Raw genomic sequence first — 26,255 nt, forward strand, 5'->3', positions numbered from 1 at the left:
TTGTATGTTCTGACAAGACTTGTGCTCTTTAACAACAAGAAAAGGAATAAACAAGCGAGACATGCGCGGATGAGAGAGATAGCAAAAGCTACAAGAGGAATTCTTGTGAAGCTTGCCGTACGCGATAACCGAATGCCAAGGAAAGAAGAACATCGGAAAGCCGTATGAGGGAGAACCTCACGTACGGTTTGATGAGGGGGAACTGATAGGAGTAAGGCGACCAAACGGTCGCCAGAAAGCGTCAGTTCTCTACTCTACACCCTGAATCACTTCCTCGAAACGGCTGCTTTTGGCCGCGGTTCCGCCTTTGGAGTGGGAGGCGGCCAGGGATGACCCCCAGCAAAGATCCCAACCCGCCGGAGCGTTTTTCTCTTTTTCCTCCCCTCCACTACAGTCTGATCCACCCCGCCCTTAACAGTGTTTTGAGTCAAGTCATTGTGACCATACTGTTGAAGATGGAGGTGCACCGATCATGTACATACAAGTCACGACGAGCGAAAGTAACCAACAGACAGTAGCAGTGCTAGGCGAATTCCTCTCCGTCCAACAGGAGGGATATTACCTGTTGCCAGGAAGACTCGTCCACGCCTTAAAACCGGACGATTTGCCAATCGGGATCGGTTTTTCTCTAGCGGATACACTGCCGTCCGGATATGGCTTTTACCGGGAGGATCAGGTTGTTTTCAAGCGCATCGACGAGGAAGCCGAAGCATTTCGCGTGGAAGTTACCTCTACGTACCAAAGATCGGAATGGGACGGCTTGTTTCCTTTGGAGGCGACACTCTTGTCGCGCAAGCAAGCGTTGGAATTGTGGCCGAATTTTCATTCAATCCGCTACGAATCTACGGATGAGCAAGCCAAGATCTGCTATGCCTTTTCGTATCCGACACCGGAAGAATCCGACCTGGAGCAAGTGATGGAAGGGATTTGTGATACGGTATTCGAGGTGGAAGCGAGGGGCAATCTCCAGCTGTGGCATCGATATTCCGGTCCTGCACCAGAAGGGTAATCCCCTGTCCCGATCCGCTCACCCATGATATAGTAAAAACAGATCGCACAAGACAAAAGCCGTCATAGCTGTATAGTTAGGAGAGGACAGAATGAAGCAGATTCAAAATATTTTTTGTGTAGGACGCAACTACCGCTTGCATGCAGAAGAGCTTGGCAACGACGTGCCAACATCCCCCATGCTGTTTGACAAGCCGACACGTTCTTTGGTTGAAGCAGCCGGACAGGTAATTGATTTTCCAGGCAATCGCGGGGAGATCCATTACGAAGCGGAATTGGTAGTACATATCGGGCGCGCGTACAAGCCGGGGATGACTCTGGACGAGGTCGTGGACGAGATGGCATTGGGAGTCGACCTGACGCTGCGGGATGTGCAAAGCGTCCTGAAAAAGAACGGTCATCCGTGGCTGTTGGCGAAGGGCTTCAAAAACGCCGCGATTCTGACGCCTTTTCATCCGTTTCCAGGCGAGAGTGCACTGACGCAAACCGACTTTTCCATGCTGAAAAACGGGGAGCAGGTGCAGCGAGGCAACATCCGGGATGTGATCTTCGACTTGATGACGATCATTCAATATACGACCGAGCATTTCGGTTTGGATCAAGGGGATATCATCTACACGGGCACACCGGCCGGGGTGGGACCTGTGCACGATGGAGATCAGTTCAGCCTCTTCTGGGGCGAGGAAAAATGGGGAGAATTTACAGCCCGCCTGCGCTAAATCCCGCTTGGCTTGTGGCTTTGCGAAAACCAGCATCTGTTAGTTCTATGCAGATTCTGGTTTTTTTCATGTTCAAATAAAGTGAAAAAAACCATTTTTGCTGAAATGGTACTTTTGGTCTAATGAACAGTTATGGCATACTTTGGGCTGGTTTTTGTTAGTAGTTCCATGATCCTAAAACCAATATTGGTAAATTTTACGGTCTTATCCTCCTGTTTCCTTATGCGGTAACCTGTCCATGTACCCCACAGAGGGTTCCACGACATGACAAGGAGGAAAAGAAAGTGACGAAACGAGATTGGGTAATGAAGTCAACAGTAGCAGTCATGCTGAGTACGTCCCTGTTAATGGGTGGTCAAGTAGGATACGCGGCCGCTAGTACACCGAAATCTGTCGATGTGACCGAGATCGCAAAAGATGCGAAACAACTGGTAGGCAAAGCGTATAAATTCCAGGCAGATGGCCCTAACGCTTTTGGTTCTGCGAATTTGGCGACTTATGTATACAAACAGGCAGGCATCAAAATTGGCAATACCATTTCGGCTTTGTATAAGACGGGCCAGAAGGTTGCGCAAAAAGATCTGGAAGCTGGCGACCTGGTCTTCTTTGCTTCCAGTGGAAAAGGCAGTCCGAATTTTATGGGGATTTATCTCGGGAATGATCAGTTTGTCTACTCTTCGCAAGGTGAGGGTGGAGTTGTACTGAAAAAATTCTCTGATTATGAAAAGAAATTTGTAGGTGCCCGCCGAGTGATTGCGGATGCAAGCAGCGACAAGACAAGCGATTCGTCGAATAAATCCGAATCTTCTTCTTCAGCGATTGCCAATAAAGTGATTGCCAATGGCGAGAAGTACATGGGAACGAAGTACAAGTTTGGCTCCAGCAAAAATACGACCAAAACCTTCGATTGCTCATCGTTTACGCAGCGCGTCTTTAAGGAGGCGGGAATCACGTTGCCGCGCGACTCCCGTCAACAATCTACCGTCGGAAAAACGGTCTCCAAAAAGGATTTGCAAAAGGGTGACCTGATCTTTATGAAGTCTTCTGCCAAAAATGCTTCTGACCGGATCACCCATGTTGCCATCTATGCAGGCGATGGAAAAATCCTGCATACATACGGAAGTCCTGGTGTGACCTATTCCAAATTCTTCGGAACGAATTGGGAAAAACGCGTGGTCAAAATCAAGCGCGTCATCTAAGCACCCAGGAAAGCTCTCATGTTGCTGCATGAGGGCTTTTCATTTTTATTGAACTTTTTCTATATCATTATGACGCACTACCATGAATTTAGTTTCACAAAAGCGGCCTGCCATTTGTTGCTATGCGGAAAAAAGCTTGTTTACGAAAAGGATATTTTCCGAAAATGTCGAATATTAATTTCTGTATAGTTAAAAGTTGGAGGTGCATCGTTTGGAGCTGAACATGCCAAAGTACTATAATTTTGCAGCACAAGTAGATCAGTATGCGCTGAACCATCCTGACAAACGTGCCGTATGGGAACTGGACGAGAGTGGAGCGGAGCAAATCCTCAGCTATGACCAATTGCGTCGTTTTTCCAATCGGATCGCCAATGGGCTGCAATCTATTGGCATCGGACAGGGAGATAAGGTGATGGTTCTCGTAAAGCGCGGGATTGAAGCGTATGGCTTGTACCTTGCATTATTGAAGCTTGGTGCCGTCATCTTGCCAGGATCGGAAATGCTTCGCCAAAAGGATATTGAATATCGCATCGATCATGCCCTCGCTTCTGCTGTCATTTGTTTTGACAGCATGATGGGGGAAGTGGAGCCGCTGCGAAATCGCTGCAAGACGCTCCGGCATTTTATCACGCTTGGAGATCGGGCAGATGGCTGGATCTCCCTTGATTTGCTGATCCAAGACCAGGCTGACGAGTTTACCTGTGTACAAACAAGCTCTGATGATTTGGCCTTTTTGTCCTACACCTCCGGAACGACAGGCGGGCCTAAAGGCGTCATGCACGTTGCCGGATGGCCATTGGCCCACCTGGCAGTAGCGGCTACGCAGTGGCTGGATGTTCAGGAAAAAGACGTAGTCTGGGCCACAGCGGGTCCAGGCTGGGCCAAATGGATCTGGAGCCCCTTCGTCTCAACGCTTGGCTTAGGTGCTACAGCATTTGTATACAAGGGCCGATTCAGTGCCGATACCTATCTGTCCATTCTGTCGAAGTATCCGATCTCCGTCTTGTGCGCTACACCGACCGAGTACAGAATGATGGCAAAAGCTCCAGACCTGGAAAGCTATACATTGCAAGCCTTGCGCTCCACCTGTTCGGCTGGAGAGCCGTTGAATCGGGAGGTCATCGATACCTTTAGACGGGTCTTCAACTTGACAGTCCGGGATGGATACGGACAGACAGAAAACACCTTGCTGGTCGGGACCTTCGTCGGAATGGAGCCGAAGCCGGGCTCGATGGGACGACCATCCCCGGTAGTGCGCGTAGCCATCGTGGACGAAGAGGGAAGCGAGCTGCCTGTGGGCAAGGTAGGGGATATCGCCATTCATAAAGACATGGTTGCGCTGTTTAAAGGGTATCTGAATGATCCCGACCGGACAGCCAAAGCATTCCGCGGGGAGTGGTACGTCACCGGGGACCAAGGGAGAATGGACGATGATGGCTACATTTGGTTTGAAGGCCGGTCGGATGACATCATTATCTCGGGAGGCTATACGATTGGTCCTTTTGAGGTGGAGGATGCCTTGGTCAAACACCCTGCTGTCGCCGAGTGCGCCGCGGTCGCAAGCCCTGATCCGGAGCGCGGGCATGTAGTAAAAGCATTCGTAGTCTTGAAAAAAGGGAATGCCCCTTCTGAATCACTGGCCGAAGAATTGAAAGAGCATGTCAAGAATTTGACCGCTCCTTACAAATACCCGCGTAAAATCGAGTTCGTGGAAGAATTGCCGAAAACCACTTCTGGAAAAATCAGGAGAGTGGAACTGCGGCTGCAGGAAAAAGAACAAATGAATCGTGCGTGAGCAAAGAACCCGGCTGATCGTCAGCCGGGTATTTTTGTCGGGCAAGTGGAAAGATAAAAGAACAGCTACGTAGTGCGGTTGACGGCTTTGCTCAAGGCATCCTCCAGCACATGGGCGTACTGCATGGTCGTCTCGATTTTGGAGTGGCCGAGCTGCGCTTGCAGTTGATGAGGATCTGGATTGAGCCGAAGAAACTGCGTAGCAAAACTGTGCCGCAGCTTATGTACGGACAAGTCGGGGATGCCAAATGCTTTGGCATATTTTTTTACCAGCTTTTGCACAGAGCGCACATCGATGCGGTGCCCCTCGGGTTTTCCCGGCGAGACCGCGAGAAAGACCGCGTCTTCGTGTGCCGGAGGGTGGTAGGAGTCACGTGTTTGCAGGTATTTTGCCAGATAATCCTTCCCCCAGTCACTGAAGAAGGGGGCGTCTTCCTTTTTTCCTTTGCGCACAAGCTTGATCTGGTTTTTTTCCATGACCAGATCCGAAAGATTAAGGCTGACGACCTCAGACACACGAAAGCCGCCTGACAGGATCATCGCGACCAACGCAGTATCCCGGTCTCGATTTTTCAAGTGGTACTGTTGCTTTTTCAAGGTATCACAGTGGGCGAGGAAGCCCGTATGGACGAAGTCAACGAACTGATAAATTTCTTCATCGATCAAGATTTTTGCCCGGATCGCATGGGCGCGTGCCAGCGGAGTCATCTCTGTCATTTCCAGTTCGATTTTTGCCAGCACATTCCGAGTCAGGTAGGATTCACCATGCTCGTCCTCAGCCAGGGCGGATAAATAATGAAACAACGATTTGAGACTGGAAATTTTCCGGTTGATCGTCCGGTCGCTGTACTCTTTTCGGGAGCTGCGAGTGGGATTGGTCAACAGAACCGAACGCTCATAGAGATGTGACTCCTGGAGGTACAGAATGTAGCTTTCCACCGTCTCTTTTTTCAGCTGGTTCAAGTCGGATAGCGGCAATTTCTTCATCTCGGTGGCGGAAGTCAGTCCTTCTGCCATCATCCAGCGAAAGAAAAAGGCGATGTCGCGCAAGTAACCTAGCAGGGTAGAAGGGGAATTTTTCTTGGTTTTTTTATGTTCAATGAACTTCTCCACGTACCAGGGATATTCGTTTATCGTTTGCAAGAGCTTGCGCGCATCACGCTGTTTCGGTACGGACATATCTTTGCACCACCCATCACTCAGATTTCGTAATACGAACATATATTCTATCAAAAAAAGAAGCAATTGGTAAGGGTCTGAGGAGATTTGGCAGATCGGAAATGACGAGAAAATTTTTTAATTTTATGTCTTTCTCATATGGACATATATAGGAAAAGGTGATACTTTATAATCAATAAAGCCTTGGTATTAAAGAATTTATCGTTCTTTATAATGTCTATTCCACAAGGACATATGTACGTAACAAGTGATGAATGGTCGGAGGGATCTACAAATGGCGAGCAAAACCTTGGAGCATTTCTTGAGCGAAAATCTATCGGATCTCAAAAGCAAGGGTCTCTACAATGTGATCGATCCTTTGCAAAGTGCAAATGGTCCGATGATCACGATCGGTGGAAAAGAACTGATCAACCTGTCTTCCAACAACTATCTTGGTTTGGCTACGGATCAGCGGCTGATTGATGCTGCAATCGCGGCAGCACAAAAATACGGGGTAGGGGCAGGCGCTGTCCGTACCATAAACGGTACCCTGGAACTTCACGTAAAGCTGGAGGAGAAGATTGCAAGCTTCAAGCAGACCGAAGCCGCCATCGCGTATCAGTCCGGTTTCAACTGCAATATGGCAGCGATCTCTGCCGTGATGGACAAAGAAGACGCCATTCTCTCCGATGAATTGAACCATGCTTCGATTATTGACGGCTGCCGGCTTTCGCGGGCGCAGATCATTCGATACAATCATTCGGACATTGATGACTTGCGCCAGAAGGCCAAGGAAGCAAAGGCGTCCGGAAAATATAAAAAACTGATGGTCATCACAGATGGCGTATTCTCAATGGACGGCGACATCGCCAAGCTGCCGGAAATCGTCGAGGTCGCGGAAGAATTCGACCTGATGACATACGTCGATGACGCGCACGGCTCCGGGGTATTGGGAAAAGGAGCAGGAACTGTCAAGCATTTTGGTCTCTCTGACAAAGTCGATTTTCAGATCGGCACCTTGTCCAAAGCGATCGGGGTAGTCGGCGGCTATGTGGCCGGTCGTCAGCAGCTGATCGATTGGCTGAAGGTTCGCAGCCGTCCTTTCCTGTTCTCTACGGCGCTGACTCCTGCTGATGTGGCGGCCTGCATCACTGCCATCGACATCTTGCAGAACAGCACGGAGCTGCATGACAAACTGTGGGCGAACGGCGATTATTTGAAAAAAGGACTTAAGGAGCTGGGTTTCGAAATCGGCAACAGCGAAACACCGATCACGCCATGCATCATTGGCGACGAGCAAAAAACACAGGAATTCAGCAAACGCCTGTATGAGGAAGGCGTCTATGCAAAGGCGATTGTCTTCCCGACGGTTCCCAAAGGAACAGGTCGTTTGCGGAATATGCCTACGGCGGCTCATACCCGCGACATGCTGGATCGTGCCCTGTCGATCTACGAAAAAGTAGGGACGGAAATGGGGATTCTGAAATGAAAAAAATCCTGGTAACCGGTGCATTGGGACAAATCGGCTCTGAGCTGGTTATGAGGCTCCGCGAGCTGTACGGTGCCGAAGCTGTCGTCGCGACAGACATTCGCAAGGCAGACAACAGCCCTGTAGTGGAATCAGGTCCCTTTGAAATCCTCGACGTCACCGATGCGAAGCGTATGCTGGAGCTGGCAAAGTCCCATCAGGCTGATACGATTATGCATCTTGCCGCGCTGCTGTCGGCGACCGCAGAGGCAAAACCGCTCTTGGCATGGAATCTCAACATGGGCGGACTAGTTAACGCGCTGGAGACGGCACGCGAGCTTTCTTGCCAATTTTTTACACCTAGCTCGATCGGTGCTTTTGGACCGTCGACACCCAAAATCCAGACGCCGCAAGAAACCATTCAAAGGCCGACAACGATGTATGGCGTCAACAAGGTGGCGGGAGAGCTTTTGTGCGACTACTATTACCATAAATTCGGCGTAGATACGCGCGGTGTCCGTTTCCCCGGATTGATTTCCTATGTAACACCTCCAGGGGGCGGTACGACTGACTATGCCGTGGATATCTACTACCAGGCGATTCTGGAAGGCAGCTACACCTCCTACATTGCCAAAGGCACCTACATGGACATGATGTACATGCCGGATGCGCTGAACGCCATCATCGACCTGATGGAAGCGGACGGGGCAAGGCTGAAGCATCGCAATGCCTTTAACGTGACAGCGATGAGCATTGAGCCGGAGCAGGTGGCAGCCGCAATCCGCAAGCATCTGCCGGACTTTACCTTGTCCTATCAGGTGGATCCCGTGCGTCAAGCGATCGCAGATAGTTGGCCGGATTCGATCGATGCGTCGGCGGCCAGAGAAGAATGGGGCTTTGCGACGAAATACGATTTGGACAAAATGACAGAAGATATGCTGACCAAATTGAGGGGGAAGCTGCTTCAAAAGGTGTGCTAAAAGGAGAAAAAAGCCACGTCTGCAAGTTCATTTGCAGCGTGGCTTTTCTTTATAAGCGTTTTCGTGTTTGCTTTAACAAAATGGAATTGTTGATCGCGGACCAAACATCTGGCGATTCTGAACCGATGTACCAGTAAGCAAAACCCCCTACATGATAATCGAGGCTTGCTTTTGCTTTTAATCCCAATGAACGGCTCTCTTCCAACCAGATGGTATGAGTCACTCCTCCTTTATTGTAATAAGAGACGTATTGGCCAAGATTTGCGTCCCATTTAGTGCTCCCTCCATAGCGGGATAGCAAGCCGTAGGAGTCTGGAATGCTGAGATCGGTAGATTGCATACCTCCTTGAGCCTTGTACCAATCACGGGTATAGAGCGGCATTCCGACGATCAGGCGTTCGGACGGGACTTCATCGAGTAAATTGGCAATTGTATTCTTGAACCAGGGCAGAGATGCAACCGAACCTGCCATTTGACTGCCGACCCAGTGCTCCTCATAGGCCATCAGGACGATGTAGTCGGCGTATTCCGCGAGTTTTCCATAATCAAAAGGATCGCTCCAGTCCGAGCCTGTGTCAGGTGGAACATCGACGGAGACGACAGCCCCCTTTTGATGCAGTGCTGCTGTCAGCTCCTTGATGAACAACGTGAAAAAATCGCGGTCTGACGGGGAGAACGATTCGAAATCAACATTCACTCCGTCTAGCTGATATTTTTGCACATATCCGGCCAAGGTCTGCACAAGGGCTTTTCGCTTCGCCGGATCGGTGAGAACGGCATGCGTGGTAGCGGAATCAAATCGGTTGCCAAAGAGCGGCCAAACCTGTTTTCCATTCTTTTTCGCCCAGGTGACCAAGGAGGCATCTGTCGTATCGCTAATCGAGCCATCTTTTTGCAGGAAGAACCAGCGCGGCGACAAGGTATTGACCGAGGAATTCTTTACCTGGTTGATGAACTCTGCGGTTGTGGATTGATACTGCCAGCCCAAGGACACCAAAGGCTTTGCAGAAACAGGATGAGACTTGAGAAGATTGTGAATCCGATACAAAATGACAGCCGTTTCCTCGCGGGAGAGCGCGTCTTTGGGACGAAAATATCCATTGTAACCGGTTAGCCAGCCGCTGTGCACAGCATCGCGCACGGAGGGGAGCGCCCATGTGGAGATGGCTTGGACGTCTTTCAAGGACAGGGAGGCATTCGTGACGGATTTCTCCTTGAGCGCACGTACCAGCATCGCTGCTGCTTCCTCGCGTGTAATCGTGCGGACAGGGGAGAATGTGCGGCTGCTCGTTCCATTTACCAGTTCCAGGGCTGCGGCCGCTTGGATGTCCCCATAGGCCCATGAGCTTTTCGGCACATCGGTGTAAGACGCTGTATTGCTTGCGACCGGCTTGATTCCTATCGTCCGGTTCAGCATGGCGACGAATTCAGCGCGTGTGACGGGCCGAGTCGGGTGAAAATACCCGTGCTCGTCGCCGGAAATGATGCCGGCATCGTTGAGCGAGCGGATCTGGCTCACTGCATAGCTGTTGGCGATATCGCGCAGGTTAAGCGTTGATGCCGTCGAGGCCGGCACCCCGATGGCAAGGGAGAGGCCATAGGCAAGCATCAAGAGGGAGAGAGACCACATATGTAGATTTTGTTTTTTCATCATACTACCAAGTATAAGGAGAGTGAAAAGACCTTTCATTGGTGATTTATTGCCATTTTTCTGGAACTCTTTGGGAAGCATGAGCTTATGGTAGAATAAAAGAAAAAAGATATGGATAGAAACGAGGAGTAAGAGAAATGAATGATGTACTGATTGTAGGGGCGGGTCCATGCGGGCTTGCTGCGGCGATTTCGTGCAAACGTGCCGGATTGAATCCTTTGGTGATAGAGAAGGGCTCATTGGTTCACTCGATTTACCGTTACCCTACCTACATGATTTTTCACAGCACGCCGGATCGGCTGGAGATCGGGGAGGTGCCGTTTGCTACTGCCAATGAAAAACCGACAAGGCAGGAAGCGTTGAATTACTATCGACTGGTCGCCTCACGCGAACAGCTGCGGGTACACGTGTATGAAACAGTGGTCTCAGCAAAGCCGATCGCAGAAGGCTATGAGGTCCAAACGAAAGATCGGTTTGATCAAGAGCACACTTACATATGTAGAAATCTGGTGATTGCGACCGGCTATTTCGATCATCCGAACAAGCTGGGGGTTCCCGGCGAAGACCTGCCCAAAGTTTCTTCCTTTTATCAAGAAGCGCATCCATACAGCGGCATGAAGGTAGCTGTGATAGGCGGGAACAACTCGGCGGTCGACGCAGCGATGGAGCTGGAGCGGGCCGGTGCTGAGGTGACGGTGATCTGCCGGGGGGCAACCTTGTCCGAGAAGGTCAAAGCTTGGACTCGTCCTGTCTTTGAGAGCCTGGCGGAGAAGGGGCGCATTCAGGTGATGTACCAATCTACAGTGGAGTCGATCCAGGAGAAGACGATTCGCGTCAAGAGCGGCGAAAAGATGATAACGCTGGAGAACGACATGGTATTTGCCCTGATTGGCTTCCGTCCGGATCGAACCTTCCTCCATGCACTGGGGGTTCAGACCGATCCGGAAACGGGTATTCCTGTGCATAACCCCGAGACGATGGAGACCAATGTCCCCAACCTGTACATTGCGGGAGTCGTCGCAGCAGGAAATCGCGCCAACGCCATTTTTATTGAAAACGGCCGTTATCACGGGGAAGCGATTGCCAAGCACATCCTGGAGAAGGACGGACGATAAACGAAGCTTAAGCTACATCGTCCAGTTGAGCTGTCTGCCGCCGATCAGATGGTAATGCAGATGGAAGACGGTCTGCTGTCCGTGTTTTCCGATATTGGTCACGATGCGGAAACCGGGGTCCTTCACTTCCATGGTTTCGGCTACCTTTTGCAGGGAGAGGTGGAGGTGGCCGATCAATTCCTTGTCCTCAGGCTGAATCTCCAGGAGAGAAGCGATGTGCTTCTTGGGAATCATCAGGACATGGACAGGCGCGATCGGGTTGATGTCATGAAAGGCGAGGACATGTTCGTCCTCATACACCTTGGTCGAGGGAATATCACCGGCTACGATTTTGCAAAAAAGACAATCCATCATCATTCACTGCCTTTCGTAAGAGAAGTCTGTTCCCTACTTCGCCATCGGAGCAGGCTTTCCCTGTCAGAAGAAAGAAAACGATTTCATGTCGAACTATTGCTTTTTTTTCCCGGTATCATATAATTATGAATGGAAGTTCAAAGATGGATTGAGTGACGCTTGCGTCCTTCATCGTCCTGGCTTCCACTCGCTTCAAATGGCGGGATTGATAACTGGTACGTAAATGCTAAGTGTTAACCCACCATGAAACGGCTTGAGCGACAAGTCTTCTTGTTGCATCAGTTGTTTTGTGGTGGGTTTTTATTGTTGTGTTTGTAAGGAGGAGCCATGACGAAAAACATGATTAGCGTTCAATTGAACGGAGAAGCGCATCAGATCGAAGAAGGCACACGTCTGCTCGATTATTTGCTGCAAAAAGAAATCGAACATCCGCACATTTGTTATTCCCCGGTTCTTGGTCCGATTCAGACCTGTGACACCTGTATGTGCGAGATCAACGGCGAGATTATGCGTGCCTGCTCGACAGTCGTTCAGGAGGGCATGGAGATCAAAACGGCCTCCGAAAAAGCTCGCGCCGCCCAAACAGAAGCGATGGATCGCGTGCTGGAGAACCACATGCTCTATTGCACCGTTTGCGACAACAACAACGGGAATTGCCGCGTACACAACACGACGGAAATGCTCCATATCGAGCACCAATCCCGTCCATTCCGGGAAAAGGGCTACGAGGTCGACATGTCTCATCCGTTCTACCGCTATGATCCGGATCAATGCATCCTGTGCGGCCGCTGCGTAGAGGTGTGCCAGGATCTGCAGGTGAACGAGACCCTTACGATCGACTGGGAGCGGGAAAAGCCTCGCGTCCTGTGGGATGACAACAAATCCATCAACGAGTCATCCTGCGTCTCCTGCGGTCAATGTGTCACCGTTTGCCCGTGCAATGCCTTGATGGAAAAATCCATGCTGGGCGAGGCTGGCTTCATGACCGGCATCGGCAAAGACCTGATGACGCCGATGATCGATCTCGTAAAAGAGGTAGAGCCGGGCTACAGCGGAATCATGGCTGTCTCCGAAATCGAATCAGCGATGCGCGAAACGCGAACGGAGAAAACCAAAACCGTCTGCACCTTCTGCGGAGTAGGCTGTACCTTCGAAGTATGGACCAAGGGGCGCCATATCCTGAAAATTGAGCCAAGCGAACAAGCGCCTGTGAATGCCGTCTCCACCTGCGTGAAGGGCAAGTTCGGTTGGGACTTTGTGAACAGCGATCAGCGATTGACGACACCTTTGATTCGCAAAGGCGACGAATTCGTACCTGCGTCCTGGGACGAGGCGCTCGATCTCGTAGCCAAAAAGCTTGGGGAAATCAAGCAAACCTACGGTGGCAATGCCCTTGGCTTTGTCAGCTCCTCCAAGACGACCAACGAAGAAGCATACGTCATGCAAAAGCTGGCGCGTCAGGTTTTCGGAACCAATAATGTGGACAACTGCTCCCGTTACTGCCAGTCTCCGGCTTCTGACGGCTTGATGTCGACCGTGGGCTACGGCGGCGATTCTGGTACGATCAAGGATATTGCGGCTGCAGGCTTGGTCATCATTATCGGAGCCAATCCGACGGAAGGCCATCCGGTATTGGCGACTCGCGTGAAACGCGCCAAAAAGCTGTATGGGCAAAAGCTGATCGTCTCCGATCTGCGCAGGCATGAAATGGCAGACCGCTCAGACCTGTATATCCATCCGAAGCAAGGGACTGACTACGTGTGGCTGACAGCTGTCGCCAAGTACATGATCGATCAGGGCTGGCATGACGAGAAGTTCATCCAGGATCGCGTCAATTTCTTCACGGAATACCGCGAGATGCTGCAAAAGTACACACTGGATTACGCAGAGGAAGTAACCGGAATCTCCAAAGAGCAATTGATTGAGGTCGCCAAAATGATTCATGAAGCAAGCGGCACCTGCGTGCTCTGGGGCATGGGCGTTACCCAGAATACAGGAGGATCGCATACTTCTGCGGCGATCGCCAACCTCTTGCTCGTAACTGGCAACTTTGGACGCACTGGTACAGGGGCATACCCGCTGCGCGGACACAATAACGTACAAGGCGCTTGTGACATGGGAACCCTGCCTAACTGGCTGCCGGGCTACCAGCATGTCAGTGATGATGTCGCACGCAAAAAGTTTGAAAAAGCATACGGGGCAGAAATTCCAAGCACTCCAGGGTGGACCAATATCCAAATGCTTCAGGCAGCCGAGCGGGGCGAGCTGAAGGGGATGTATCTGGTCGGAGAGGACATGGCTTGGGTCGATTCCAACTCCAATCATGTGCAGGAGACCTTGGGCGGGCTCGACTTCTTCGTCGTGCAGGACGTCTTTTTCACAAAAACAGCGCAGTTCGCGGATGTCATCTTGCCTGCAGCTCCGTCTCTGGAGAAAGATGGAACCTTCACCAATACGGAGCGACGCATCCAGCGCCTGAACAAAGTATGGGAGCCACTCGGCGACTCCAAGCCTGACTGGTGGATCGTACAGGAGATCGCCAGACGGATGGGGGCAGATTGGAACTTTACCCATCCAGGAGATATCATGGACGAGATCGCCAGCTTGAGCCCGATTTTTGCAGGGGTCTCCTACGATCGTCTGGAAGGCTGGAACAGTCTGGTCTGGCCTGTAAAACCGGACGGCACCGACGAGCCGCTCCTGTACACCGAGCGTTTCACATTCCCGGACGGACGTGCCCGCTTATCGCTCGTCGAGTATGTGCCGCCAGTTGAATTCGCTCCGGAATTTGATCTGATCGTGAACAACGGACGTTTGCTGGAGCATTTCCATGAAGGAAATATGACCAATAAGTCGAAAGGCATCCAGTACAAGGTGCCGGATGTGTTCGTGGAGGTACCGCCAGAGCTCGCGAAAGAACGCGGTGTCAAAGACGGTTCCTTGGTGCGCCTGGTATCGCCGTACGGAGCAATCAAGCTGCGTGCAGTGGTGACGGATCGTGTCCAAGGGAAGGAACTCTACGTGCCAATGAACTCCGTCAGCCATGAAAATGCGATCAATATCCTGACCGGTAATGCGGTGGATGTACGGACGCAGACACCTGCCTACAAGCAGACCAAGGTGTATATGGAGGTTCTGGAAAAAGACGGGATGAATCCGCTGCCGATGTACAACCCTCGTTACGCCAAGCGCAATCCACAGTTGGGGGTTCAGGTGGAACGCAAGTGGGCGCGTGACGATTACGAGCCGATTGCCAAAGTAAATCAGGCAGGAGGTGTGAAGTAAGCCATGGCGAGACCGATTGTAAAAATTGCCAAGCCCGTCTTGACGCCAGAGGAGCAGGAAGCGAAAAAGCTCGACCAGATCAAAGCGGAAGCGGCACAGAACGCCGATGGAATTCTTGACACCATCAAGCTGCTGCAGGAGCTTCACGCCAGCGGGATTCTGGAAACGGTCCAAGCACTGGTCGAGGCGAAGGAGCAGGTGGCCAAGATCGCACTTGGACAGCTGACCCGCCCCCCAGTAACGAATACACTGAACAATGCCATGGCGGTGGCGGAAGCCGTCAGCGACATCGATCCCGCTACGACCAAAAAATTGGTCAGCAGCCTGACGCACGGCTTGCAAAAGGCGGAGGAAGGTTTGCAAAAGGATCAAAAAGTGGGCTTGCTGGATTTGTATAAAGCTATGAATGACCCCGACATCAACAGAGCGATCGGTTTCGGTCTCAACCTGTTGAAGGGCATGGGTGAAAGCTTGAAGAAATAAAGAAGGAAAGGCTCGGTGTCAACGATTGTGTTGATGCTGAGCCTTTTTTGACTTCCCGGCGAGAAGCTTTCAACATACACTACAAAAGCGATGAAAGGGGGGATCAGTTTGCAAAAAGAGCCATTGCTTCTCTTTCTTCACATTCCTAAAACGGCTGGGACATCGATCAACCAAACGCTCATGGAAGAATACAAACGGGAAGAAATCGCCTTTCTGCATGAAGAGGGTGGATGGTCTACGGAGAAGCTGGTTGCACTGTGCAATCAGCCGGACAGTTCCCTGCGCATTGTCTCTGGTCATTTCCCCTTTGGGATCCATGAGTTGATCACGAGGCCTGTCAGCTATTGTACCTTTCTACGCAATCCGTTCGAGCTTGTCCTCTCGGTTTTCTTTTTCCTGCTGCGCAATCCGTCGATTCCCACATATGAACAAATCTCCGGAATGAGCTTTGCGCAGTTCGTTCAATCGGATGAACTTGATTTCTTAACCTCCAATCTACAGACACGTTATTTATCCGGCAATCCTCAAGGATTCACTCATCAGTCCGAGATGGCCTATTTCACCTGGAGGCCCGGTGATTACGAGCCTGATCTGCATCGTGCCAAGGCACATCTTGCATCATCGTTTTCATTTGTCGGGATAACAGAATGGTCCCATCTCTGTTTTCCGGCCATGCGCAAGCAATTGGGGTGGTCCTCTTCGGACAAGATCTATCGTGAAAACGTGACGGACAACAGAATGGCAATCAATGATGTCGATCCCGCTACGATGCAGCTTCTATTCCAGAAAAATCAATTGGATATTCAACTCCACAGCTATGCGCAAGAACTGTTTTTGCAACGTTTTTCGGGATGATGGAGGATAGTGGAAATGCGCAGCTATAGCAAAGGGGGAGAGAAGGTGACTGCAAAAAGCTATGTTCTCTGGTTTACCGGATTGTCTGGTGCAGGCAAATCGACCTTGGCAAATGAGATGCATGCCATTTATCAAGCGCATGGGTTGAACAGCTATGTGTTGGACGGTGACCGCTTGCGTCATTCGTTGAATCGGGATCTGGGCTACACCCCGAAAGATCGAGCTGAGAATATCCGGCGCGCTGGCGAGGTAACGAAAATTCTTACGGAAGCAGGCGTGATCGTCTTGGCTGCTTTCATCTCTCCCTACAAGAGGGACCGTGAAATGATCCGTCAGATGTTTGCAGCGGGGACTTTTATCGAAGTCTACGTGAAATGTCCCTTGCACATATGTGAAACAAGGGACCCCAAGGGTTTGTACAAACTCGCCCGGGCCGGAACGATATCGAATTTTACGGGCATAACCTCGGAATACGAAGCGCCCGAACATCCCGAACTGGTAGTGAAAGCAGATCGCATGTCGATTCCAGCGTGTGTCGATCAAATCGTCGCCTATCTGAAGCAACGCGGTCTCCTTTCCTAGCCGCATCCGTTCTCCCTGCTAAACCGGGAAGGGAATCAAGTGCCCATGTCGTATGGTTAGGGGAGAGAACTCTTCGGGAACGGGGGAGGATGACGAATGACCATGCGGTTGCACGATTGGATCCAGCCCATTTCCGCTTTCCTGCGGCCGGATGATACGATGGAAGAGGCAGCCCGCATCATGCTGGATTCAGGTTTGGATGTCCTGGCGGTAAGGGATGCATCCGGCAGAATACTCGGGGGATTTTCGTCCAGCTCGTTGTATCAGATGATCGTGGAAAACGTTTCTTTTACAGCGCCGATCCGCAATTATATCAAGACGGATGCGGTGACGGCACGCATGGACAAGCTGTCTGAGATGACGTTGGAGCAGCTCGAACAGATGGTCTCGCACGGTCCAGAAGGATACAGGGTGGTTGTCGATGAACATCAGCGGATCATCGGAATGCTGACGAAAGCGCGCATGGCCCGCGCGCTGCTGGAATCGAGAAAGCAATCGATCTCCTGTCAGCATGATGACATCAGCAGGCTGCCGGAAAAAAACGCTCTCAAGCATCCTTTTCAGGCAATGTATTCCTGGGATCATATCATCACTTCCGACAAGCGGATGAAGCATTGTATCGCATTGGCGGCCAAAACGGCGAGGCACCATACCCCGTTGCTCCTGCGTGGCGAAAGTGGTACGGGCAAAGAACTGTTCGCCCATGCTGTGCATCAGGAAAGCGATCGCGCCCACGGTCCTTTCATTACAGTCAATTGCGCTTCGATCCCGGAGCATCTACTGGAAGCCGAGTTCCTGGGCTATGAGTCCGGAGCCTTCACCGGTGCCGACCGTGCAGGGAGAATCGGCAAACTGGAGCTGGCGGGAGGGGGGACCTTGTTTCTGGATGAGATCGGCGACATGCCGCTGGCTTTGCAAGCGAAGCTGTTGCGCGTGTTGGAGGGCAAGGATTTCTTTCGTGTCGGGGGAAGCCGACCGATCCACACAGACGTGCGAATCATTGCGGCGACCCACGCCCCGCTCGAGGAAATGATGGCAGCGAAGACTTTTCGCGCAGATCTGTATTACCGCCTGCATATCATGACCCTGACCATTCCGCCATTGCGACAGAGAAGAAGCGACATTCTCCTTCTCGCCAACGCTTTTATCAGGCAGTTGAATCCCGTCTTGAATACGAGAGTGACGGGAATCGAGGATGCGGCGCAGGAAGTGCTGTACCAATACGATTGGCCAGGAAATATCCGTCAATTGCGCAATGTGATGGAAAGAGGCATGATACTGGCTGAGGAAGGAGAGCTCTCGTTCGCAGACCTGCCGGAGGAGATCGCGCAAACAGCAGCAAGAACTGGCGGGGATGTGGTTCATGCAGCCGAAAAAAGGGAGATCGAGCGAACGCTTCGCGAAACGAACGGGAACAAGACAAAAGCGGCCAGACTCCTGGGAATCAGCCGCTCTGCGTTTTACGAGAAATTGAAAAAGTACCGCATGTAGAAAAGGAGCTCTTTAGAGAACAGAGATGTAAATATCGACCTGGCTGTTCTGCGGATCGCTGCATCGGGAATCGTACAGCTCGAAATCGGCTACAAACGCCCGCTTGTTCGTTTTTGACCATTCCCAAATGTACTGCCAAGTCTCCGGGACAATCTCGGTAATGATTCCTTTTCGCGTCGTAAACACGACATATTCGAAGGCAGGCACAGCATAAGTATTCAGACCTGCTGTCGCTACCTCTGTTGGGCCAACTTCAGCACCGATTGCAAACGTATAAGCCCCCGTTTCATCGGATTCATAGTCGGTGTAAAGGGCGAGAACCGGTGCATGTTCCTTCGCAGGGATGCTCGCCAGCACCTGATCCCGATAAAAATGGCCCCACATTGCAGGGATGACACCTTCTCCTTTCATTTCCGCTTCATTCGTCGTACGTGCGGATTTCCCCATAAAAACGAAGGATTCCAAATGCTTCCTTGTGATTTCCGGCTGGAACACTGACACAAAAATTCCTCCCACTATCTACTAAAAATATATCGAACAAACGTTCTTGTCCTTATCATACTGGAACATTACGGAAATTTCAAGGAAAGGCAAGCGAATATACGAAACAATTGTAGAAATGAACAAACTTTCCCGATATAATACAAATTGAAGGAAAATTCAGACTGCATCTCCGACAATGGCGTCGGAACGTCACGTTTTCCGATTGGGTTGCATGAAAAAGTAAACATGCTCAAGCAAAGGTGCTTTTCGAGGTTGCGGTTATTCGCCGCAGCCGCGTGAGGCACCTTTTTTAGATGAGGAAAGAAGGTGTAGTCATGAAATTGTCTTGCACGATCCGAAAGCAGCATTACCAATTCTCTTCTGTACGAGAAGTACTGGGCAAAGCAAGCGAAGAAAAATCAGGCGATCAGATGAGTAAATTATCTGCGAGCTCTGCATTGGAGCGCATGGCTGCCAAGGTGGTCCTCAGTGAAATGAAGCTGGAAGACATTTATGAAAATCCGGTGATTCCGTATGCAAAAGACGAGGTTACGCGCATTATCTATGACGATCTGAATTTGTCTGTCTACCGGGAGATCCAGAATTGGACAGTGGGCGAATTGCGGGAGTACATTCTCTCTCATACGACAGGGATGCCGGAGCTATCCCGCATCAGCCGCGGATTGACCAGTGAAATGATCTCCGCTGTGGCCAAGCTGATGTCCAGCATCGACCTCGTCCTCGCTTCCCAGAAGATGCGCCATCAAGCCTATTGCAATACCTTGATCGGAGAACCGGGACGGCTTGCTTTTCGCTGTCAGCCCAACCATCCGATCGATGATCCGGAGGGGATACTCGCTTCGATCAAGGAGGGTCTTTCCTATGGATGCGGGGATGCCGTGATCGGAATTAATCCCAACAATGATTCGGTCGAAAGCGTCGCCAGGCTGCTACGGATGACGCATGAATTCATGCAGCGCTGGGAAATCCCCACACAAAATTGCGTGTTGGCCCATATCACTACACAGGTGCAAGCTCTGCGCAACGGAGCCCCGATCTCGCTGATGTTTCAGAGCTTGGCGGGTTCACAGCGCGCCAATGAAGCATTTGGCGTGAATAAGGAGATTTTGGACGAAGCGATGGCATTGATGCTTCGCTGCGGGACGGCATCAGGCCCCAATGTGATGTATTTTGAAACGGGGCAAGGCTCAGAGGTATCGCTGGATTCGCATGAAGGGGTCGACATGCAGACGCTGGAATCAAGAACATACGGCTACTGTCGGCATTGGAAGCCGTTTATGGTGAATAACGTATCCGGCTTCATCGGTCCCGAAACCTTGTATGACGGCAGACAGATGATTCGTGCGGACCTGGAGGATTTGTTTATGGGAAAACTGCATGGGCTGCCGATGGGGATCGCCCCTACCTACACCAATCACATGCATGCCGATCAAAATGATCAGGAAATTGCCGGGATGCTGACAGCGTTGGGGGGTGCCAATTTTTACATGGGCGTACCAGGCGGTGACGATGTCATGCTGAGCTACCAAGATACAAGCTACCACGACGATGCGAGCCTGCGGGAGCTTTTGGGCTTACGGCCGCTGCGAGAGTTTGAAAAATGGCTGGAGAAGATGGGCATCATGGAAAACGGACGGCTGACGGAGCGGGCCGGGGACTTGTCCATATTTGACTAGGGAAGGGGAGAAATCGGGATGAAGCAGATCGATCTGGATCACTTGGTCCAAAGAGTGGTGGAGGAATTGTCCAAAAAGAGTCAGGAAGCCATTCCCTTTCCCGAAGAGAAACAGCTTGGCGTGAAGAACCCGCACAATCGGGAAGTGCTGGAACAAGCGATGCGGCGGACACCGGCACGAATCGGGATTGGCCGGGCAGGGACGCGGATGAAGACGACCAGCTACCTGCAGTTCCGCATCGATCAGGCAGCGGCGCATGACGCAGTGATGAAACGAATTGAGCCGGCATGGCTGGCAGAATTGGGGCTGCCTGAGCTGTATACGAGAGCCAAAGACATGCAGGAGTATTTGATGAATCTAGACTCGGGCAGATTCTTGTCCGAAGAGTCGGTACGCTGGCTCGAGCAGCATGGGGACAAAAACAAGGACGTGCAGATCATCATCTCGGATGGGCTTAGCACGTCGGCCTGTGAAGCCTGCATTCCCGATTTGCTCCCTTCCTTGCTGCAGGGGTTGGCTCTGAAAAATCTCAGTGTGGCGAAGCCGCTTTTTATCCATAGGGGACGCGTCTGGGTGCAGGATCATGTCGCCTCCATCGTACGGTGCAAGGTCGTCATCTCCCTCATCGGAGAACGTCCGGGACTCGCGACGGCGGAGAGCTTGAGCGCCTACATGATCTATCAGCCCAATGAACGTACCGTTGAATCCGATCGCACGGTTATCTCCAATATCCATCGCGGAGGCACACCGCCGATTGAAGCAGGCGCGTATCTGGCTGATTTGCTGGCAGATATTTTGCGTGTGCAGGCGAGTGGTGTTGCATACGCGCAACTTCGGGCAAAATAAAGAGATAGATTTCTCTTGGCAGATTTTGCTGTCATGCACTAGAATACAAGGAGAAGGACCATTTTTCCCAAGGAGTTGCTACGCATGTCGGAGCCAAATCAAAACGAAAAAGAAGCAATGGAAAACAAGCCTGGCAAGATCAGCCTGCAAGAGGCCATTAAACGTAAGCTGGCGGAGAAAAAGCAAGCGCAATCCAATGGCCGTGCATCGAGTCACAATCCAAAAGCAATGAATCAGACGATGAAAAGCCAGCACACCAAAAAACCGAATAATCAACGCAGACGCACGGGTGTTTAACACCGATGAGTGCAACCGTATCAAAAACTGCTGAAAGAGTCATCTCTTCGGCAGTTTTTTTATTGGGATGTCAGGCCCGTGGCCGCTATGACTGCGGGCGCTGCCATTTTTTCCGAAACGCAAGCGGAGTCATTTCCACCCGTTTCTTAAACAGGTCGATAAAGTGGCTGACATGATCCATTCCCACTTGTTCGGCGATCTGTCCGACTGTGAGATCGGTGTAGGTGAGCAACTCCTTGGCATAGGTAATACGGCAGTGAATGACGTATTCGTTCGGGGTATAGCCCGTGTATTTTTTGAACTCCCGCACGAGATGGAACTTGCTGATAGCGTGTCGGCGAGCCAGTGAATCAAGCGAGATTTTCTCCTGAAAACGGCGATCCAGGTCACGGACTGCATTCTCGATGACGGGCGGCATATAAGCGTCGATTTGCGGCATCGGGCTAGTTGCCAGCAGAAGCTGGGTCAGAAGCTGGACCAGATACTGGGAGGTCAGCATCTCTGTACGTACATCCTTGTGCCGATGAAGTTGAATCATTTTCCTGATCAGCCCTGCTGCATCTGCCTCCTCCCCAAATCGGACGACGGGTGGACCATGTGTGGCAAATTGCTCGTAATAGCTGCGGCTGTTGCTTCCATTGAAGTGAACCCAGAGGATTTCCCACAGGTCATGAGAGTCGGTCTTGTAAAACTGGTACTCCCGACAATCAATAAAAAAAGCCTGATTCGGACCCAATACATATCGCTTGCCTCGATAATCAAGATAGCCTTTGCCCGCCAAGGTATAGACAATCAGGTAGGAATGAAGCTGCTGCCGTTCAGTAAAATAGCCGGGCTTCGTCCGAAAATGGCCGACTTCTTGCACGTAATAGAAGGTTTTCTTAGCAGTTTGGCTAGGCGTAGAGATCAAGCGTATCGAATCTTCCGTCCAATCATGGGCTGCCCGTTCTCGATAACGGTCCACAGCATGCGCCTCCCAGCAAGATTCTGTTAGGAATGAACAAGATCATGGGATGTTTCCTTTATTGTAAGCGAATACAATGAACGCATAAAGCTTGTATTTTTCGCAGGGAGGGAGCATTCATGGCAGAGGGTACAAAACTAAAACCGATGAAAAAGGGGAGAATCGGGCTCTACACGATTGGCCTTTCGACATACTGGGAGCAGTTTCCGGGACTGCGTGAGCGCATCATTGGCTATGGGGAGTTTTTAAAAGAAAAAATGGCTTTGCACGGAGAAGTATTCTATTACGGGCTGGTAGATTCTGAGGAGGAAGGCAGGCGAGCAGGGGAGTGGTTTCAGGCCCACAATGTAGACCTGATCTTCTGTCATTCCGGCACCTACAGCACGAGCTCTGCTGTGCTGCCCGTCCACCAGATTTGCCATGCGCCCGTGGTCGTTCTCAATTTGCAGCCGGCCGCCCGGATCAACTACGAGCAGACGACGACAGGCGAGTGGCTGGCGCATTGCGGAGCCTGCCCCGTTCCCGAGATCGCCAATGCTTTTTCACGGGCTGACATTCGCTTTCGTGTCATCAACGGGCTCTTGGGACTCGATCAGACTCCCGCCATTTCGCTGGCCAATGAGGTGACGAAGGACCGTCCAGAGGCCATGCGCGCCTGGACAAACATCGAAGAGTGGATAATGGCCGCTTCTGTGCGCAGGACCTTGCGCCACAGCCGTTTTGGTTTTTTAGGCAATACCTACAGCGGCATGCTCGATATGTACAGCGATTTTACCATGATTCAGGCGCAGATGGGATTGCATGTCGAAGTGTTGGAAATGTGCGATGTAGACCGGATGCTTCGGGAGGTAACGGAGACGCAGGTCCGGGAAAAGATGGCTGAAATCGAGGAGATGTTTGCAATCAGCGGGGATTCTCCAGCAGATCCGATCGCCAGAAAGCCTACTGCCGAGCAGCTGGAGTGGTCATGTCGCGTGGCAGCCGCACAGGAAAAGCTGGTGCGCTACTACGATCTCGATGCCCTGACCTATTATTATCACGGTGCTCCAGGGAACCCGTATGAAAAGCTGCAGGCAGGCTTTATCGTCGGTCACTCCCTTCTGACCGCAAAAGGGATTCCCTGTGCAGGGGAGGGGGACCTGAAAACAGCCGTGGCGATGAAAATATGCGATTTACTGGGAATCGGCGGTAGCTATTCCGAGATCGTCGTCGTCGATTATGAGGATGAGACCATTCTTCTTGGACATGACGGGCCTTTTCATATTGCCATCGCAGAGGGAAAACCAATCCTGCGCGGGATGGGACTCTATCATGGCAAGCAAGGGACGGGCGTTTCCGTGGAAGCAAAAGTAAAGCGCGGCCCCGTAACCACTGTAAACCTGACACAGACAGGGGACGGCAAACTGAAGCTCATTTTTGGCGAAGGAGTTTCTACCGACGGTCCCACGATGAAGATCGGAAATACCCAAACCCCGGTCAAGTTTCGCGATCATCCGGACGACTATATGGATAAATGGTTCCGGGAAGCCCCGACACACCACTGCGCGCTGGCAGTCGGCCATCATGCCCGACTTTTGCAAAAAGTAGCTGAGGTAATGGATATCAGGCAAGTGACTTTGTAAACGGTTATTCCAGCAAAGATAATCCAAAGAAAATCATCAAAAATTCTCCTGCTTTTGTGAGTAAAACTGGTATAATCAAACATATACAAAAAACGGTTGACGCAGATCACAATAGCAGGAAAAGAGGATGACGATGCTTGTAGCCGAAAGACACGAAATGATTGTCCGTCTGGTAAATGAGAGAGGAAGTATCCGCGTCTCGGAATTAAGTGAAATTTGCAACGTAACCGAAGAGACCATTCGCCGTGATTTGGATCGTTTGGAGGAAGCAGGGCGCCTGATGAGAAGCCATGGCGGGGCGGTCAGCATCTCGGACCCTCAGCCGGAAATTCCTTACCTGGAGCGAGAAGTAACGCGCATGGAAGAGAAGAAACGCATCGCCAAACAGGCCGTCGCGTATATCGAGCCGCATGACCGGATCATTCTCGATGCCAGCACGACGGCTTGGTATATGGCTGCGATCGTCCCGGATATTCCGCTTACGGTATTGACCAATTCGATCAAGGTAGCGATGGAGCTGAGCACCAAGGAAAAGGTGGAGGTCATTTCGACAGGAGGCACCCTCGCGCCGCGTTCCCTGTCCTTTCTCGGACCCAGCGCCGAACGCAGCCTGGATCAGTATCATGTCGACAAGGTATTTCTCTCCTGCAAAGGCATCCACCTGGAGCGCGGCATCAGTGAATCCAATGAAATGCAGGCACTCGTCAAAAAGAAAATGATCAATATCTCGGATAAAGTCTTTCTGTTGGCTGATGCCAGCAAAATTGGCGTACAGGCATTTACCTATTTTGCTGCGCTCTCCCAGATCGATGAAATCATCACGGATGACGAAGTGGATGCCGTAACGATCCGGCAGCTTGAGGAAAAGGCGATTAAAGTGACGATCGCTCCCTGAAGGCAGGGGAGGCGACAGCAAAAAGGCGGCGGGTATCCATACCCGCCGCCTATTTTGCTACTAACTGCGCATCCGACGCTGTTTGCTGCGAAGGAGTCGACTTGCGCCCCGGTTTTTTGTAATAGATCACGATGGCAGTGACCAGCAGAGCCAATCCGTTGAGGATAAAGACCACCCGGATCGGGATGAGTCCGCCCATTACCCCGCCTATAACGGGTCCCAGCATGGTTGCGAGCTGGTTCGAGGATTGGTTGAGGCTAAAGGCCCTGCCGCGAAATTCTGGTTCCGTTACTTTGACAATCATTGCATTGATGGATGGATAGACCGCGGCAAAAAACAGGCCGTATACGAAGCGAAGGATTCCGAAGCCGTACAAATCAGTGAAGAAGTATTGCAGCAAATTCCCGACTGCTCCTCCGATCAAACCAATAAACAAAATCTTCGAAAAACCGATGCTGCCTCCCAATCGTCCCCATCTTGGAGACGCGATCACGGTGGCGATTCCGACAGAGGCGAAAATAATGCCCGCGCTCAGGGAGGCTTCCTGCTCGCTCACTCCCAATTGCAGGACGTAGACCGTAAGCAGCGGTTCCAGCAGCATAACCGAACACGTTACCATCATGCTGACACCTAGCAGGGCCATGAGCGGTCGATTCGCCCAGGCTGCGCGCAAATCTTCACTTACACGCGAACGAACACCGGATTTGTTCAATTTGGTTTCTTTTACAAAAAAGGTAGCGATCAAGGCAGCCACCAGCACGACACATCCGGAAAAAAGAAATGCTTCCCGGTTTCCCCAAAGGTGGCTGACAACCCCGCCGACCAATGGACCGATAATGTTCCCTGTCGCTCCCGCTGTGGCCATGACACCCAGTGCGTAGCCGACATCTTTTTCCGGTGTGTTGGTACCGACCAAGGCGATGGACGCAGGGACAAACCCGGCCAGCAGCCCTTGGAAGATGCGCAAGACGATGAACACATAAGGGTCGGTGATGAAGTATGTCAAGAAATAGAGGAGTGCAAGACTGTATCCGGAACGGATCAGCATCGGCTTGCGCCCGTACTTGTCTGCAAGCGAGCCCCAGTAGGGAGAAATCAAAGCACTTGCCAAAAACGTGATTCCGAACGAGATACCCGCCCAAATCTCCAGATTTTCGTTAATTCCCATCGATGTATGGAGGAAGATCGGCAAGAACGGGATGGAGATGGTATAGGCCGTACTACAAAAAAAGACTCCTAGCCATAGGACAAATAAATTGCGTTTCCAGGAAAAATTCATCTTTCCGTCACAACCTTTGCAGTGAAAAAG

23 protein-coding genes are annotated in these 26,255 nt (G+C 51.3%); 17 read left to right on the plus strand and 6 right to left on the minus strand.

All coding sequences use genetic code 11. The features are described 5' to 3' along the window. The first annotated feature begins 472 nt into the window (after window positions 1–472). From EDM58_RS06675 to EDM58_RS06690, 4 genes are all read left to right on the plus strand, one after another. Window positions 473–1,009 (plus strand): hypothetical protein, encoded by a 537-nt coding sequence (locus tag EDM58_RS06675; protein WP_122912640.1) that lies wholly within the window; start codon window positions 473–475, stop codon window positions 1,007–1,009. 91 nt (window positions 1,010–1,100) lie between these two features. Then, entirely contained in the window at window positions 1,101–1,727 is a 627-nt protein-coding gene (locus tag EDM58_RS06680; RefSeq protein ID WP_122912641.1) for a fumarylacetoacetate hydrolase family protein, read from the plus strand. Between the two features lie 284 nt (window positions 1,728–2,011). Further along, window positions 2,012–2,926 (plus strand): C40 family peptidase, encoded by a 915-nt coding sequence (locus EDM58_RS06685; RefSeq protein ID WP_122912642.1) that lies wholly within the window; start codon window positions 2,012–2,014, stop codon window positions 2,924–2,926. A 211-nt stretch (window positions 2,927–3,137) separates the two neighbouring features. Next, window positions 3,138–4,721, plus strand: a complete 1,584-nt coding sequence (locus EDM58_RS06690) for an acetate--CoA ligase (RefSeq protein ID WP_122912643.1) — start codon at window positions 3,138–3,140, stop codon at window positions 4,719–4,721. Between the two features lie 65 nt (window positions 4,722–4,786). Here EDM58_RS06690 and xerS read toward each other — a convergent pair whose 3' ends face one another. Beyond that, complete coding sequence (gene xerS, locus EDM58_RS06695) at window positions 4,787–5,899, minus strand: tyrosine recombinase XerS (protein WP_122912644.1); 1,113 nt, start codon at window positions 5,897–5,899, stop codon at window positions 4,787–4,789. 274 nt (window positions 5,900–6,173) lie between these two features. Between xerS and EDM58_RS06700 the strand changes: the two genes are divergently transcribed. Both EDM58_RS06700 and EDM58_RS06705 read left to right on the plus strand, forming a co-directional pair. Beyond that, window positions 6,174–7,367 (plus strand): glycine C-acetyltransferase, encoded by a 1,194-nt coding sequence (locus EDM58_RS06700; protein ID WP_122912645.1) that lies wholly within the window; start codon window positions 6,174–6,176, stop codon window positions 7,365–7,367. Further along, window positions 7,364–8,326, plus strand: a complete 963-nt coding sequence (locus EDM58_RS06705) for an L-threonine 3-dehydrogenase (protein ID WP_122912646.1) — start codon at window positions 7,364–7,366, stop codon at window positions 8,324–8,326. Before EDM58_RS06700 ends, EDM58_RS06705 begins: the two co-directional genes overlap by 4 nt. A gap of 49 nt (window positions 8,327–8,375) precedes the next feature. Here the strand turns inward: EDM58_RS06705 and EDM58_RS06710 are convergent, their stop codons facing one another. Then, on the minus strand, window positions 8,376–9,977 hold the full coding sequence (locus EDM58_RS06710; protein ID WP_122912647.1) for an S-layer homology domain-containing protein: 1,602 nt from the start codon (window positions 9,975–9,977) through the stop codon (window positions 8,376–8,378). A 137-nt stretch (window positions 9,978–10,114) separates the two neighbouring features. Here EDM58_RS06710 and EDM58_RS06715 point away from each other — a divergent pair, with 137 nt between their 5' ends. Next, on the plus strand, window positions 10,115–11,092 hold the full coding sequence (locus tag EDM58_RS06715; RefSeq protein ID WP_122912648.1) for a YpdA family putative bacillithiol disulfide reductase: 978 nt from the start codon (window positions 10,115–10,117) through the stop codon (window positions 11,090–11,092). A gap of 12 nt (window positions 11,093–11,104) precedes the next feature. Here the strand turns inward: EDM58_RS06715 and EDM58_RS06720 are convergent, their stop codons facing one another. Next, a complete protein-coding gene (locus tag EDM58_RS06720) occupies window positions 11,105–11,443 on the minus strand; it encodes a histidine triad nucleotide-binding protein (RefSeq protein ID WP_122912779.1) in 339 nt (112 codons plus the stop codon). Between the two features lie 330 nt (window positions 11,444–11,773). Here EDM58_RS06720 and fdhF point away from each other — a divergent pair, with 330 nt between their 5' ends. From fdhF to EDM58_RS06745, 5 genes are all read left to right on the plus strand, one after another. Beyond that, complete coding sequence (gene fdhF / locus EDM58_RS06725; protein ID WP_122912649.1) at window positions 11,774–14,731, plus strand: formate dehydrogenase subunit alpha; 2,958 nt, start codon at window positions 11,774–11,776, stop codon at window positions 14,729–14,731. Between the two features lie 3 nt (window positions 14,732–14,734). Then, window positions 14,735–15,214, plus strand: coding sequence for a helical membrane plugin domain-containing protein (locus tag EDM58_RS06730; RefSeq protein WP_122912650.1), 480 nt, complete (start codon window positions 14,735–14,737; stop codon window positions 15,212–15,214). Between the two features lie 108 nt (window positions 15,215–15,322). Further along, entirely contained in the window at window positions 15,323–16,069 is a 747-nt protein-coding gene (locus tag EDM58_RS06735) for a sulfotransferase family 2 domain-containing protein (RefSeq protein WP_183187434.1), read from the plus strand. Between the two features lie 15 nt (window positions 16,070–16,084). Next, window positions 16,085–16,651, plus strand: a complete 567-nt coding sequence (gene cysC / locus EDM58_RS06740) for an adenylyl-sulfate kinase (protein ID WP_122912652.1) — start codon at window positions 16,085–16,087, stop codon at window positions 16,649–16,651. A gap of 96 nt (window positions 16,652–16,747) precedes the next feature. Beyond that, window positions 16,748–18,142 (plus strand): sigma-54 interaction domain-containing protein, encoded by a 1,395-nt coding sequence (locus tag EDM58_RS06745; RefSeq protein ID WP_122912653.1) that lies wholly within the window; start codon window positions 16,748–16,750, stop codon window positions 18,140–18,142. 12 nt (window positions 18,143–18,154) lie between these two features. Here the strand turns inward: EDM58_RS06745 and EDM58_RS06750 are convergent, their stop codons facing one another. Next, window positions 18,155–18,643: a GyrI-like domain-containing protein gene (locus EDM58_RS06750; protein ID WP_246000556.1), complete on the minus strand. Its 489-nt coding sequence runs from the start codon at window positions 18,641–18,643 to the stop codon at window positions 18,155–18,157. A gap of 317 nt (window positions 18,644–18,960) precedes the next feature. Here EDM58_RS06750 and EDM58_RS06755 point away from each other — a divergent pair, with 317 nt between their 5' ends. The 3 genes from EDM58_RS06755 to EDM58_RS06765 all read left to right on the plus strand — a co-directional run bounded on the left by EDM58_RS06755 (window position 18,961) and on the right by EDM58_RS06765 (window position 21,465). Continuing rightward, a complete protein-coding gene (locus EDM58_RS06755; protein ID WP_122912654.1) occupies window positions 18,961–20,322 on the plus strand; it encodes an ethanolamine ammonia-lyase subunit EutB in 1,362 nt (453 codons plus the stop codon). 18 nt (window positions 20,323–20,340) lie between these two features. Further along, window positions 20,341–21,168, plus strand: coding sequence for an ethanolamine ammonia-lyase subunit EutC (eutC, locus tag EDM58_RS06760; RefSeq protein ID WP_122912655.1), 828 nt, complete (start codon window positions 20,341–20,343; stop codon window positions 21,166–21,168). An 84-nt stretch (window positions 21,169–21,252) separates the two neighbouring features. Next, on the plus strand, window positions 21,253–21,465 hold the full coding sequence (locus EDM58_RS06765) for a hypothetical protein (RefSeq protein WP_122912656.1): 213 nt from the start codon (window positions 21,253–21,255) through the stop codon (window positions 21,463–21,465). Window positions 21,466–21,550: 85 nt separating this feature from the next. Here the strand turns inward: EDM58_RS06765 and EDM58_RS06770 are convergent, their stop codons facing one another. Continuing rightward, entirely contained in the window at window positions 21,551–22,429 is an 879-nt protein-coding gene (locus tag EDM58_RS06770) for a helix-turn-helix transcriptional regulator (protein ID WP_122912657.1), read from the minus strand. A 119-nt stretch (window positions 22,430–22,548) separates the two neighbouring features. On the opposite strand from EDM58_RS06770, the gene EDM58_RS26150 reads away from it, so the two are divergent. Then, window positions 22,549–24,051 carry an L-fucose/L-arabinose isomerase family protein gene (locus EDM58_RS26150; RefSeq protein ID WP_183187435.1) on the plus strand — a complete coding sequence of 501 codons (1,503 nt, stop codon included), beginning with the start codon at window positions 22,549–22,551 and terminating at the stop codon, window positions 24,049–24,051. Window positions 24,052–24,184: 133 nt separating this feature from the next. Beyond that, window positions 24,185–24,946, plus strand: a complete 762-nt coding sequence (locus tag EDM58_RS06780) for a DeoR/GlpR family DNA-binding transcription regulator (protein ID WP_122912658.1) — start codon at window positions 24,185–24,187, stop codon at window positions 24,944–24,946. Between the two features lie 49 nt (window positions 24,947–24,995). On the opposite strand, the gene EDM58_RS06785 is transcribed toward EDM58_RS06780, so the two are convergent. Beyond that, window positions 24,996–26,225, minus strand: coding sequence for an MFS transporter (locus tag EDM58_RS06785; RefSeq protein ID WP_122912659.1), 1,230 nt, complete (start codon window positions 26,223–26,225; stop codon window positions 24,996–24,998). Window positions 26,226–26,255: the final 30 nt, after the last annotated feature.

Source organism: Brevibacillus panacihumi (genome assembly GCF_003710985.1).
GTDB classification, from domain to species: Bacteria; Bacillota; Bacilli; order Brevibacillales; family Brevibacillaceae; genus Brevibacillus; species Brevibacillus panacihumi.

Bases quoted from the DNA above. Each gene is read 5' to 3' on its own strand.
- EDM58_RS06675 (WP_122912640.1), top strand. From the start codon at position 473: ATGTACATACAAGTCACGACGAGCGAAAGTAACCAACAGACAGTAGCA.
- EDM58_RS06680 (WP_122912641.1), top strand. From the start codon at position 1,101: ATGAAGCAGATTCAAAATATTTTTTGTGTAGGACGCAACTACCGCTTG.
- xerS (WP_122912644.1), bottom strand. From the start codon at position 5,899: ATGTCCGTACCGAAACAGCGTGATGCGCGCAAGCTCTTGCAAACGATA.
- EDM58_RS06700 (WP_122912645.1), top strand. From the start codon at position 6,174: ATGGCGAGCAAAACCTTGGAGCATTTCTTGAGCGAAAATCTATCGGAT.
- EDM58_RS06705 (WP_122912646.1), top strand. From the start codon at position 7,364: ATGAAAAAAATCCTGGTAACCGGTGCATTGGGACAAATCGGCTCTGAG.
- EDM58_RS06710 (WP_122912647.1), bottom strand. From the start codon at position 9,977: ATGAAAAAACAAAATCTACATATGTGGTCTCTCTCCCTCTTGATGCTT.
- EDM58_RS06715 (WP_122912648.1), top strand. From the start codon at position 10,115: ATGAATGATGTACTGATTGTAGGGGCGGGTCCATGCGGGCTTGCTGCG.
- EDM58_RS06720 (WP_122912779.1), bottom strand. From the start codon at position 11,443: ATGGATTGTCTTTTTTGCAAAATCGTAGCCGGTGATATTCCCTCGACC.
- fdhF (WP_122912649.1), top strand. From the start codon at position 11,774: ATGACGAAAAACATGATTAGCGTTCAATTGAACGGAGAAGCGCATCAG.
- EDM58_RS06730 (WP_122912650.1), top strand. From the start codon at position 14,735: ATGGCGAGACCGATTGTAAAAATTGCCAAGCCCGTCTTGACGCCAGAG.
- cysC (WP_122912652.1), top strand. From the start codon at position 16,085: ATGCGCAGCTATAGCAAAGGGGGAGAGAAGGTGACTGCAAAAAGCTAT.
- EDM58_RS06745 (WP_122912653.1), top strand. From the start codon at position 16,748: ATGACCATGCGGTTGCACGATTGGATCCAGCCCATTTCCGCTTTCCTG.
- EDM58_RS06755 (WP_122912654.1), top strand. From the start codon at position 18,961: ATGAAATTGTCTTGCACGATCCGAAAGCAGCATTACCAATTCTCTTCT.
- eutC (WP_122912655.1), top strand. From the start codon at position 20,341: ATGAAGCAGATCGATCTGGATCACTTGGTCCAAAGAGTGGTGGAGGAA.
- EDM58_RS06765 (WP_122912656.1), top strand. From the start codon at position 21,253: ATGTCGGAGCCAAATCAAAACGAAAAAGAAGCAATGGAAAACAAGCCT.
- EDM58_RS26150 (WP_183187435.1), top strand. From the start codon at position 22,549: ATGGCAGAGGGTACAAAACTAAAACCGATGAAAAAGGGGAGAATCGGG.
- EDM58_RS06780 (WP_122912658.1), top strand. From the start codon at position 24,185: ATGCTTGTAGCCGAAAGACACGAAATGATTGTCCGTCTGGTAAATGAG.
- EDM58_RS06785 (WP_122912659.1), bottom strand. From the start codon at position 26,225: ATGAATTTTTCCTGGAAACGCAATTTATTTGTCCTATGGCTAGGAGTC.